Source organism: Streptomyces sp. MB09-02B, from assembly GCF_033794485.1.
Classification (GTDB): domain Bacteria; phylum Actinomycetota; class Actinomycetes; order Streptomycetales; family Streptomycetaceae; genus Streptomyces.
The window spans coordinates 1-11887 of sequence record NZ_JARGEE010000284.1 but is presented as its reverse complement, the minus strand read 5'-3'; the positions used below and the strand labels follow the sequence as shown (position 1 = coordinate 11887).

At 70.5% G+C, this 11887-nt stretch carries 8 protein-coding genes; 4 read left to right on the top strand and 4 right to left on the bottom strand.

The features are described 5' to 3' along the window. The first annotated feature begins 193 nt into the window (after positions 1–193). Positions 194–1384, top strand: coding sequence for a zinc-dependent alcohol dehydrogenase (locus P1P70_RS30770; protein ID WP_319243571.1), 1191 nt, complete (start codon positions 194–196; stop codon positions 1382–1384). Positions 1385–1398: 14 nt separating this feature from the next. Here the strand turns inward: P1P70_RS30770 and P1P70_RS30765 are convergent, their stop codons facing one another. Next, on the bottom strand, positions 1399–2466 hold the full coding sequence (locus tag P1P70_RS30765) for an ATP-dependent DNA ligase (protein ID WP_319243569.1): 1068 nt from the start codon (positions 2464–2466) through the stop codon (positions 1399–1401). An 89-nt stretch (positions 2467–2555) separates the two neighbouring features. Here P1P70_RS30765 and ligD point away from each other — a divergent pair, with 89 nt between their 5' ends. After that, positions 2556–3566 carry a non-homologous end-joining DNA ligase gene (gene ligD / locus P1P70_RS30760; RefSeq protein ID WP_319243567.1) on the top strand — a complete coding sequence of 337 codons (1011 nt, stop codon included), beginning with the start codon at positions 2556–2558 and terminating at the stop codon, positions 3564–3566. A gap of 57 nt (positions 3567–3623) precedes the next feature. On the opposite strand, the gene P1P70_RS30755 is transcribed toward ligD, so the two are convergent. Both P1P70_RS30755 and P1P70_RS30750 read right to left on the bottom strand, forming a co-directional pair. Then, entirely contained in the window at positions 3624–5831 is a 2208-nt protein-coding gene (locus tag P1P70_RS30755) for an OmpL47-type beta-barrel domain-containing protein (protein ID WP_319243566.1), read from the bottom strand. Next, complete coding sequence (locus P1P70_RS30750; RefSeq protein ID WP_319243563.1) at positions 5831–8311, bottom strand: ThuA domain-containing protein; 2481 nt, start codon at positions 8309–8311, stop codon at positions 5831–5833. Before P1P70_RS30750 ends, P1P70_RS30755 begins: the two co-directional genes overlap by 1 nt. A gap of 199 nt (positions 8312–8510) precedes the next feature. Between P1P70_RS30750 and P1P70_RS30745 the strand changes: the two genes are divergently transcribed. Together P1P70_RS30745 and P1P70_RS30740 are read left to right on the top strand one after the other, a co-directional pair. Next, a complete protein-coding gene (locus tag P1P70_RS30745) occupies positions 8511–9554 on the top strand; it encodes a multicopper oxidase domain-containing protein (protein ID WP_319243573.1) in 1044 nt (347 codons plus the stop codon). Positions 9555–9646: 92 nt separating this feature from the next. Next, positions 9647–10732: a LacI family DNA-binding transcriptional regulator gene (locus tag P1P70_RS30740; protein ID WP_319243561.1), complete on the top strand. Its 1086-nt coding sequence runs from the start codon at positions 9647–9649 to the stop codon at positions 10730–10732. Between the two features lie 68 nt (positions 10733–10800). Here the strand turns inward: P1P70_RS30740 and P1P70_RS30735 are convergent. Further along, on the bottom strand, positions 10801–11887 hold a 1087-nt coding region (locus P1P70_RS30735), incomplete at its 5' end, for a glycoside hydrolase family 64 protein (protein ID WP_319243559.1).

Sequence of the window (11887 nt, the reverse complement as noted above, 5' to 3'; positions counted from 1 at the left end):
CAGCCTGTCCAGCCTGTCCAGCCTGTCCAGCCTGTCCAGTCCATCCAGCCCGTCCTGCTCATGATGTATCCGATTGTGCACTTATCTATTTATGGATGGCCATAGTGGATTGTTTCTGACTGGTTCGGGGGTGCCGGGTCGGGTACTCGGGCGGAACCTGCTGACCGAGGCGTGGGAACGGAGTGTGGGCACGATGAAGGCAGTGACGTGGCAGGGCAAGCGGGACGTGCGCGTGGAGACCGTGCCCGATCCGGTGCTGCGGGAGCCGACCGACGCGATCATCCGGATCACCTCGACCGGACTCTGCGGCTCCGACCTGCACCTGTACGAGGTGCTCACCCCGTTCATGACGCCGGGCGACATCCTCGGCCACGAACCCATGGGCATCGTCGAGGAGGTCGGTGCCGGGGTGCCCGATCTGGCGGCCGGGGACCGGGTCGTCGTACCGTTCCAGATCGCCTGTGGCAGCTGCTGGATGTGTCTCACCGGGCTCCCCACCCAGTGCGAGACCACCCAGTGCACCAGCGAGGGCATGGGCGCGGCCATCTTCGGCTACACCCGGCTCTACGGCGCGGTCCCGGGGGCCCAGGCCGAGTATCTGCGCGTCCCCCAGGCCCAGTTCGGGCCGATCAAGGTACCGGAGGGGCCGCCCGACGACCGGTTCCTCTACCTCTCCGACGTGCTCCCCACCGCCTGGCAGGCGGTCGAGTACGCGCACGTCCCGCCCGGCGGCAGCGTCGCCGTGCTCGGCCTCGGACCCATCGGCGACATGGCGTGCCGAGTGGCCCTGCAGCGTGGCGCCGAGCAGGTGTTCGGGGTCGACCTGGTGCCCGAGCGGCTGCGCCGGGCGCGCGAGCGGGGCGTGGAGACCTTCGACCTGCGGGATTTCGATAACGAGAAGGAGCTGGTGGGCGCCATCCAGGACCGGACCGCCGGACGCGGTCCCGACTCCGTGATCGACGCCGTCGGCACCGAGGCGCATGGCAGCGCGGCCGCCCGGCTCGCCCAGAACGCGACCGGAATGCTGCCCCGGGCCATCGGTTCACGGCTCACGGAACGCCTCGGCGTGGACCGGCTCGCCGCGCTCTACACCGCCATCGACCTCGTACGGCGCGGCGGCACGATCTCCCTCTCCGGCGTCTACGGCGGCAAGGTCGACCCGCTGCCCCTCCTCACCCTGTTCGACAAGCAGGTCCGGCTGCGCATGGGCCAGGCCAACGTCCGCACCTGGAGCGACGACATCCTGCCCCTGCTCACGGACGACGACCCCCTGGGCGTCGACGACTTCGCCACCCACCGGGTGCCGCTCACCGACGCCGCACACGCCTACGAGATGTTCCAGCGCAAGCAGGACGGGGCGGTGAAGGTGATCATGGAGCCCTGAGCCCGCGACCGGGATCAGGCGCCCAGGATCTCCGCCAGGTCGTAGGTCACCGGCTCCTCCAGCTGCGCGTAGGTGCAGCTCTCCGCCGTGCGGTCCGGGCGCCAGCGCCGGAAGCGGGCCGTGTGGCGGAAGCGGACACCGTTCTCCATGTGGTCGTAGGCCACCTCGGCGACATGGTCGGGGCGCAGCGGCACCCAGGAGAAGTCCTTCTTCGTCGACCACCGGCTCGGCGCTCCCGGCAGCCGTGCCGTCTCGTGCGCCGTCTCGTCGGACCAGGCGGCCCAGGGATGCTCACCGACGTTCTCCAGCCGCAGCGGCTCCAGCTCCTCCACCAGCTCCGCGCGCCGCTTCATGGGAAAGGCCGCGCACACGCCGATGTGCTGGAGCGTGCCCCCGTCGTCGTAGAGTCCCAGCAGCAGGGAGCCGACCACCGGTCCGCTCTTGTGGAAGCGGTACCCGGCGACCACCACGTCCGCCGTCCGCTCGTGCTTGATCTTGAACATGGCCCGCTCGTCCTGCCGGTAGAGCAGGGTGCGCGGCTTGGCGATCACCCCGTCCAGGCCCGCCCCCTCGTACTGCTCGAACCACTGCTCGGCCAGCTCGCGGTCGGTGGTCGCCGGCGCGAGGTGCACCGGCGCCGTCACCCCGGACAGCGCCAGCTCCAGCAGGGCGCGCCGATCGGTGAGCGGGACGTCGAGCAGCGAATCGTCGTTCAGCGCGAGGATGTCGAAGGCGACGAAGGAGGCCGGGGTCGTCGCCGCCAGCATCCGGACGCGGGAGTCCGCGGGGTGGATACGCTCGGTGAGGGCGTCGAAGTCCAGCCGCCGCCCTTCCCGGACGATCACGATCTCGCCGTCCAGCACGCAACGCGTCGGCAGCCGCTCCCGCAGCGCCGCCACCAGCTCGGGGAAGTACCTGGTCAGCGTCTTCCCGGTCCGGCTGCCGATCTCCACCTCCGGCCCGTCGCGGAAGACGATCGCCCGGAACCCGTCCCACTTCGCCTCGTAGTGCATGTCCGGCGGGATCTTCGCCACGGACTTGGCGAGCATCGGTTTCACGGGCGGCATCACCGGAAGATCCATGCCTCCGATTCTGCGACCGCGCGGGAGCCGCCGCGCGGCGAACTCCGTCCGGTATGCGGCATTCGATCGTTCCACCTACCGTGGCTCGCATGGGCGAAGCGGTGGAACTGGACGCGGCGGGCCGGACGGTACGGCTGTCCAGCCCGGGCAAGATCTTCTTCCCGGAGCGCGGCTTCACCAAGCTGGACCTCGCCCGGTACTACATCGCCGTCGGCCCCGGCATCCTGCGCGCCCTGCGCAACCGGCCCACCACCCTGGAGCGCTACCCGGAGGGCGTGACCGGCGAGAACTTCTTCCAGAAGCGCGCCCCCAAGAACATGCCCGACTGGATCCCCACCGCCCACATCACCTTCCCCAGCGGCCGCAGCGCCGACGAGATGTGCCCCACCGAGGTCGCCGCCGTCGTCTGGGCCGCCCAGTTCGGCACGCTCACCTTCCACCCGTGGCCCGTCCGCCGCGACGACGTCGACCGGCCCGACGAACTCCGCATCGACCTCGACCCGCAGCCCGGCACCGACTACGCCGACGCGGTCCGCGCCGCGCACGAACTGCGCGAGGTCCTCCACGAGTACGGCGGTCTGCGCGGCTGGCCCAAGACCTCCGGTGGCCGCGGCCTGCACGTCTTCGTGCCGATCCGGCCCGACTGGACCTTCACCCAGGTACGCCGGTCGGCCATCGCCGTCGCCCGGGAACTGGAGCGCCGGATGCCGGAGCAGGTGACCACGGCCTGGTGGAAGGAGGAACGCGGCGCGAAGATCTTCGTCGACTACAACCAGACCGCCCGCGACCGCACCATCGCCTCCGCCTACTCCGTACGACCGCGCCCGCACGCCCCCGTCTCCGCGCCCCTCACCTGGGACGAGGTGGGGGTCGCCGTACCGCGCGACTTCGACCTGGGGACGATGCCGGGGCGTTTCGCCGAGGTCGGTGACGTCCACGCCGACATGGACGAGCACGCGTTCTCGCTGGAGGCGCTGCTGGAGCTGGCGGCGCGGGACGAACACGACCACGGGCTCGGGGATCTGCCGTATCCGCCGGAGTACCCGAAGATGCCGGGGGAGCCGAAGCGGGTGCAGCCGAGCAGGGCCAAGAAGGCATGACTGCGGCCCGCGCCCCTGCCGGCCGCGAGGCACGGGGGCGCGGGCCGCCTTCGGTTCCTACAGTTCCTTGATGCGGATGTCCCGGTAGGAGACGACATCCGTCGTGCCGTGCACCTGAAGCCCGATGTAGCCGGAGGCGAACCGCCGCCCGTCCGTGCCCGGGTCGTCCGAGCGGGGCGGGGTGAAGTCCTGGCCGCCGGTGTTGTCGAACTCGTTGATCAGGACGCCGTTGCGGTAGACCGAGTAGTGCTGGTCGACCACCCTGATCTCGTAGTCGTTCCAGGTGCCCTTCTGGGTGACGCCCGCCCCGGCGAGCCCCACCCGGTCGAAGCCGTAGACCGACCCCGTCTTGTACATGTCGCCGTCGGGCCGGTCGAGGACCTGCACCTCATGGCCGTACTTGATGGCCACCCACTCCGGCCGTGACTCCTCCGGGTGGTCGTGGACCCCCGGGAAGCGCACGAACACACCGGAGTTGGCGTGGCCCGTGCCGGGCGCGTCGTCCCGCCACTGCAGGCGCAGCGAGAAGTCGCCGTACTTCCGCTCGGGGAACCACAGCATGCCGAGCCCGGCCTTCGTCGTCCCGGAGGTGATCGTCCCGTCGGCGTTCAGCCCGAACGAACCGCCGCCCACCTGCTGCCACTTGGCGAACGACTCGGCTGTGCCGTCGAGGATCGTGCGGTAGCCCTCCGTCTGGCCGGGCCTGCCGATGCCGGACTCCTCCGCCGCCTCCTTCACGGCGGTGTACTCGCGCAGATCGACGACCCCCTCCCGGAACAGCTTGTCGAGAACGGTGTCCACGTGCTTCAGGAACAGCGCGTGGGACGTCCACTCCTTCTCGTCCTCGATCAACTCGTTGATCCTGCACCGGTTGTTGGTGACCCGGTTCGGCACCCCCGAGTCGACCGTGCCGACGACGACGGTCAACCGCTCGTCGTATTCGGCGCAGTTGGGCGCGGGGACCCCACCGCCGGCGACGACGGTGAAGCTGACCGAGCGCGCGGCGGCCGTGTTGCCCGCCTTGTCGCTTGCCCGGTACGCCACCGTGTGAGTGCCCGCCCGGTCGACCACCACGGGGGCGGTGTAGGCGAGATAGGGGCCGCCGTCCAGCGAGTACTCGACGGCGGCGACGCCCGAGCCACCGTGGTCGGTCGCGCTCACGGTGACCTTCGCGCTCTTCAGGTACGCCCCGGCGGAGTTCCGGTCGCCCTCGACGGTCACGCCCGTCACCGGGGGTGTGGTGTCGGCGGCGGGCGGGGCGACGACGGTGAAGCCGACGCTCTTCTCGGCGGCGACGTTGCCCGCCTTGTCCGTGGCCCGGTACCGGACCTTGTGCGTGCCGACCTCGTGCACCATCACCGGCGCGGTGTACGGCTTCCAGGCCCCCGAGTCGCCGAGGGCGTACTCGATGGTGTTGACCCCCGACCCGGTGTCCGACGCGGAGACGGTGACCGTCGCCATGGACACGTAGTCGCCCTGCGGGTTCTTCTCGCCGGCCACGGTCGCCGAGGTCTCCGGCGCGGTCGTGTCGTCGGTCGGTGGTGCCACGACGGTGAACCCGACGCTCTTCTCGGCGGCCGTGTTGCCCGCCTTGTCGACCGCGCGGTAGCGGATCTTGTGCGTGCCGACCTGGTCGACCACCACGGGCGTGGTGTACGGCAGCCAGGCCCCGGCGTCACCGACGGCGTACTCGATCCGCTCGACACCCGAGCCGCCCGGGTCGCTCGCGCTCACCGCGACGGAGGCCGAACCGACGTACGCGCCTTGGGAGTTCTGCGTCCCGGTGACCTTCGCCGAGGTCTCCGGCGCGGTGGTGTCCTCGCCGGTGCCCTCGGTCACCACCAGGATGCCCTGCATCTGGCCGTGCCCGGGGATCGTGCAGTAGTAGCGGTAGCGGCCGGGGGTGAGCGTGACCTCGGCGGTGTGGCGGCCGCCCTGGTCGTCGCCGGGGTTGGCGAGGATGTTGAGCGGCACGTCGTTGTTGTACTCCGGGTCGGAGACGTCGAACGTCAACGTGTGCGGCATCCCCATGGTGTTGCCGGTCGCCTTGCTGTTCTCGAACACGAGCGTGGTCGGGCCCGCCACCGCGGTCTGCGGCGCGGTCAGGTACTTGGTGATGTCGTCACCGGCGGTCCAGGTGAGCACCTGGGCGGCGGCCTTCTCCCGCGTACCCCCGTCCGTACGGCCGGACGCGGGCGTCGACGTGAGTCCGAGGACCATCAGCAGGGCCGCCACCAGGGCTGCCCACAAGCGTCTTTCCCGCATCACTCCGCCTTCCTCGCCAGCTCGTCGGCCGCCGGTGTCGGGCCGCCGCCCGTGTAGGTGACGCGCCACAGCGCCGACTTGGCGTCCGAGGTGAAGAAGCCGCGCCCGTAGTCCAGGACGTACAGCGCGCCGTCCGGACCGAACTTCCAGTCCATGAGGTTCCTGATGCCGTCCGCCCCGACCGGCACGATCTTCTTCAGGGACTCCGCGTGGACCGGGAGTCCGCCGCTGCCCTGGTTCTTCGGGTCCATGACCACCGCGTGGCGCGGCTGGTCGGCGTCGTAGAAGTCGCCGACGAACCACTTGCCGTCCCAGTAGGCGGGCCAGCGGACGGAGTTGTCGCCGGACGCCGTGTGCCGGTAGACCGGCCCGTTCATCGTCGCCTGGCCGCCGCCCTTGAGCCACGGCAGCAGGTACGTGGCCTCCTCGTTCTTGTACGAGGGGATGCCGCTCGCGTCCCGGGGGAAGTCGGGGGCGCCTCCTTGCGGTGCGTACCAGATGTTGTTGCCGGTCACCGGGGGCAGGTTGACGAGCCCGTCGTTGTTCGGGGACTCGTTCTTCGGGCGGTCGCAGTCGTACCAGCCGAGCGGCTTCGACGGGTCCGGCAGGTTGCGGTCCCGGTAGGGCTGCTTGTTGCCCATGCAGTACGGCCAGCCCCGGTTGCCCGCCTCGGTGATGGCGGCGAAGGTGTCGTACTTGGCGGGACCCCAGGTCGTCGACGGCGCGCTCGCGTCCGGGCCGACCCAGCCGGCGTAGAGGACGTCGGTCTGCCGGTCGACGAAGATGCGGGCGGGGTTCCTGACCCCCATCACATAGATCTCACCGCGCGTCTTGCCGCCGCCCTCGGCGGTCTCCTTGCCCGTGAAGAGGTTCCCCGCCGGCAGGGTGTAGGTGCCGTCGGGCTCCGGGTGGATGCGGAGGATCTTGCCGTTGAGGTTGTTGGTGTTCCCGGCGGTGCGGCGTGCGTCGGCGAACGATACGCCCTTGTAGTTCGGCTCGGGGTTGTTGCCCGAGTAACCGGCGCTGAAGCCGCTGGAGTTGTTATCGCCGGTCGCGACGTACAGGTTGCCCTTGGAGTCGAAGCTCATCCCGCCGCCCGAGTGACAGCAGCTGTGGATCTGCACCGGCCACTTGAGCAGGACCTTCTCACTGCTCAGGTCGAGCTTGTTGCTCGCCAGGTCGAGGGCGAAGCGGGAGACGCGGCGCTCGGCCATCCGGGTGTCACGGTCGATCCGCGAGTGCGGTGTGTAGTGCAGGTACACCCAGCCGTTCTGCTGGAAGGCGGGGTCCAACTCGATGCCGAGCAGGCCCTCTTCGACCTTGATCAGCTCGTCGCCGCCGCCCTTGTTGCCGAAGACGGTGAGCGCGCCCGCGAGGGTGACCTTCTTCGTCCTCGGGTCGTAGACGTGGATCTCGCCCTTGCCCTTGCCGATGTCGGGGTTGTTCCAGTCGGTGACCACGGGCTGGGACGAGTCGGCGCCGCCCCGGCCGATGTAGAGGACCCGCCCGTCGGGTGCGGTGACCAGGCCGTGCGGTTCACCGATCTGGTCGTTCTGCCCGGGCTGGTTGGGCTGGGTCAGCCGCTCCGCCTTGTAGTTGGCGGTGATGGTCGCCTTGCAGTCGGCCCGGGCCAGCCGGGACGTCCACAGCAGGGCGCCGCGCAGATGCGTACGGAAGTCGGTCTCGTCGTACGCGGAGACGGTCCCGCCCATGCCCGTGTAGAAGGAACGGCCGCCGTCGTAGTCACGGCACCAACTCACCGGGTGGTCCCAGCCGTTGGCGCCGGTGCCCGGCTGGTACGTCGACTCGCGCACCCGGGCCACGGTGTGCACGGAGCCCGACGGGTTCTTCGTCCAGTTGAGCCACTTGTCGGGCCGCTTCCACTGCACCGGCAGGTCCTTGGTGGCCGGGTGCCGCCGGTCGCCGACCTCCACGGTCGCCCGCTGCACGGTCGTCGGGCTCGACGTGGTCGGCCGGGCGCCGATCAGTCCGGTGAACCAGTCGGAGTACGGCTCGGCGCGGGCCGCGTCATGGACGCCGACGAAACCGCCGCCCGCCTCCATGTAGGTTTCGAGGCCCGCCTCCTGCTCCGGTTCCAGCACGTCACCGCCGCCGGTCAGGAAGACGACGGCGTTGAAGCCGCTCAGCCGGGTCTCGTCGGTGAAGACGGAGGCGTCGTCGGTGGCCACGACCCCGAACCGCTCGGCGGCCGGCCCGGACAGGCCGATCCGTTCGATCGCCTCGATCCCGGCGTTGACGACGGGTGACTCGTCCCCGGCCGCGGCGGAGCCGTGGAAGATCAGCACCTGAGGGCCGGAGCCGCCCGGGGGCGACTTGATCGACATCGTTGTCAGCGGTGGCTCCGGCGCCGGTCGCGCCTGGGCCGCGGGGCCCGCCAGGAGTCCGGCGGTGACGACCGAGGCGGTCAGGGTGGCCGCCCAGGCCCGTCTCTTCGCGTCGCTCAACCCTCGTAAGTACATGGGCACCTCCTCGGTCACAGCAACAGCGCCAAGGAAGCTAGCCCGCTTTGATGCGACTCGCCAAGAGCTATGACCGGAATGGTCTGAACTTTGTCCTGGGTGTGGATAAACGGTCGCGCGGCCGCTACCGTCTCACAGGTTGATCACAGCTGCGTCTCCGCAAGATCCGTATCGGCGTGGGGAGTTCCGCATGGACGGAATGGACAGACGAGGGTTCAACCGGCGGGTGCTGCTGGGTGGCGCGGTCGCCGCGACATCGTTGTCCGTGGCCGTCGAGACCATCGGCACCTCCGGGGCCGCGAGCGCCGCCACGCAGGCGAGGACGGCTCCGGCGGGCGGTGTGGTCCGACACATCAAGATGTACGCCGAGAAGCTCCCCGACGGGCAGATGGGCTACGGCCTGGAGAAGGGCAAGGCCTCGATACCGGGTCCGCTGATCGAGCTCAACGAGGGCGACACCCTGCACATCGAGTTCGAGAACACGATGGACGTGGCGGCGAGCCTGCACGTCCACGGCCTGGACTACGAGATCTCCAGCGACGGCACCAAGCAGAACCGGAGCGACGTCGAACCCGGCGGCACCCGCACCTACACCTGGCGCACCCACGCCCCCGGCGTCCGCAAGGACGGCACCTGGCGTGCCGGCAGCGCCGGTTACTGGCACTACCACGACCATGTCGTCGGCACCGAACACGGCACGGTCGGCGTCCGCAAGGGCCTCTACGGTCCCGTCATCGTCCGCCGCAAGGGCGACGTGCTGCCCGACAAGACCGTCACCGTCGTCTTCAACGACCTGCTCATCAACAACAAACCCGCGCACTCCGGCCCCAACTTCGACGCCACGGTGGGCGATCGCGTCGAGTGGGTCGTCCTCACGCACGGCGAGTACTACCACACCTTCCACCTGCACGGTCACCGCTGGGCCGACAACCGCACCGGCATGCTCACCGGCCCCGACGACCCCAGCCAGGTCATCGACAACAAGATCGTCGGCCCCGCCGACTCCTTCGGCTTCCAGGTCATCGCGGGCGAAGGGGTGGGAGCGGGCGCCTGGATGTACCACTGCCACGTCCAGAGCCACTCCGACATGGGCATGGTGGGCCTGTTCCTGGTGCGCAGGACGGACGGCACGATCCCGGGGTACGAGCCGCACACGCCGCACGGGGAGCAACGGGCGGGTGGGGCCGACGGGGTGGATGGGGCCGACGAGGCGGCGGGGTCCGGCGGGTCGCACCAGCACTGAGAACTCGGCGAACGGCCGCCGCCGGGAGCGCTCTCAGGGGACTCCTGCCCGGGGCTATCCTGAGCGGAGCCGCCCCGGAGGAGTGTTCCGCAGTGACCGAGACAGCGTCGCGTCCCACGTTGGAGGCCGTGGCCGCGCGGGCCGGGGTGTCCAGGGCGACGGTGTCGCGGGTCGTCAACGGCGGCGAGGGCGTGCGGGAGCCCCTGGTCGAGCGGGTGCGCAAGGCGGTCGAGGAACTCGGGTACGTGCCCAACCAGGCGGCCCGCAGTCTCGTCACCCGACGGCACGACGCCGTGGCCGTGGTGATCGCCGAACCGGAGACCAGGGTCTTCGCGGACCCGTTCTTCGCCCTGCAACTCCGGGGCATCAGCAAGGAGTTGACCGCGCACGACTCCCAACTCGTGCTGCTGCTCACCGAAGGACCCGAGGACTACGCCCGGGTGGGACGGTATCTGGCGGGCGGGCACGTCGACGGGGCGCTCGCGTTCTCACTGCACCTCGACGATCCGCTGCCCGCGCTGATCCGGGGCGCCGGCGTCCCCACCGTGTTCGGCGGCCGTCCCGGCTGGGCGGACGGCGCGCGCGGCGACACGACCACCGTGTACGTCGACAGCGACAACCGGGGCGGCGCGCGGGACGCCGTACGCCATCTCGTCGGCCTCGGCCGCACCCGGATCGCCCACATCACCGGGCCCCTCGACCAGACCTCCGCCGTGGACCGGCTCGACGGGTTCCGGGACGTCATGGTGGACGCCGACCCCCGGCTGATCGTGGAAGGCGACTTCACCCCGGCGGGCGGGGAGCGGGCGATGCGGGAACTCCTCGGCCGCTGCCCCGAGTTGGACGCGGTCTTCGCCGCCAACGACGTCTCCGCCTCCGGCGCGCTGCGGGTTCTGAGGGAGCTGGGGCGCCGGGTGCCCGAGGACGTCGCCGTGGTGGGCTTCGACGACATGCTGCCGGTGGCCGAGCAGTCCGATCCACCGTTGACGACGGTCCGTCAGGACATAGAGGAGATGGGCCGGTTGATGGCCCGGCTCCTGTTCCGGGGCCTGGAACGCCGGGCCCCCGTCGGGCAGGAGGGGCAGGACGGTCAGCGCGGGCAGCACGGTCAGGGCCTGGCCGGCGCGCCGTCCAGTGTGGTCCTGCCGACCACTCTCGTACGGCGCGCCTCCGCCTAGCACCCCCGGCCCGCGCGACCGTTCACGACGTCGCCGCGAACGGAATCACGCCCGCACCGGCGGAGCGCTCAGGCGCCCACAGTCACCGTGAACCGGCGCGGGTTGCCGTCGTGGGCCGCGCCCGACACGTCGGGTTGCCCGTCGGGGCGGACGTCGTCGTACGGAAAGGCGTACCCGATGGGCGAGTTGGCGTGCACCACGCGTGACCAGTGGTTCGTCACCGTCCCCCGGTAGTAGTCGGCGGCCGTCGTCCCGTTCGGCTGGGTGGGGTGGGTGAGCATGATCGAGCGGTTGAAGCCGGCGGCGAGCCGCGCGAGCAGGGCCTTCTTGGTGTCGGGGTCGTTGGGGTTGTTGGCGAACGGGCCGTGGTTGCAGGTGAAGATGTCCCTCGAGGTCGGCTTGGTGAAGGAGTGGCCGCCGGTGAAGGTGAGGGTGTCGCCGGAGACCCGCCCGGCGAGGACACCCCGGCCGCCCTGGAGGTCGATCCTCAGGTCCGTCGACCGGTACTTCGCCCATACCTGGTCGATGTAGGCGTTCCAGTAGGAGCGGAACGGCATCTGGTCCGGCAGGTCGAAGTAGGGGGCCATCAGGTTCTGCGGTGAGATGACCCGCAGCACCCTGCCGTCGCCGCCCCGGATGACGAGCCGGTCCCAGGGCTGACCGTCCCGCGCCGACTGCGCCACCAGATCCGCGGCGATGCGGTCCACCGCCCCATCGGGCAGCGGGGCGACCGTGTGCGTGCCGTCGCCCTCCAGCGTCAGCCCGATCGGCAGGGCCGTCACCAGGTCGACGTAGCTGATGTTGGCGAACAGTTGCGTGGGGTTGAACGTGAACTCGCAGAACGACCACGTCTTGCCGTAGTTGGCGTCGGCGGGGGTCGCGAAAGCCGGCTCGACCAGGGCGGGACCCGGGTTGAGGAAGAACTCCAGGGTGGTGTCCCGTACGAAGTAGACGCGCGCGCCGAACATCTGAGGAAGCGTCAGCACCTTGGGGGCTGATCCGGCCGCGCCTAGCGGTATCGCGCAGTCGACCGGCAGCGGCGTCCGGGGCGCCGAGGGTGAGGTCGGCCGGTAGACGCTTCCGTCGGCCCGCAGCAGCACCCAGGCGCCCGTCGACTGCTCGTGCCCGGTGACGTACGCCCGGACCGTGCCCGGC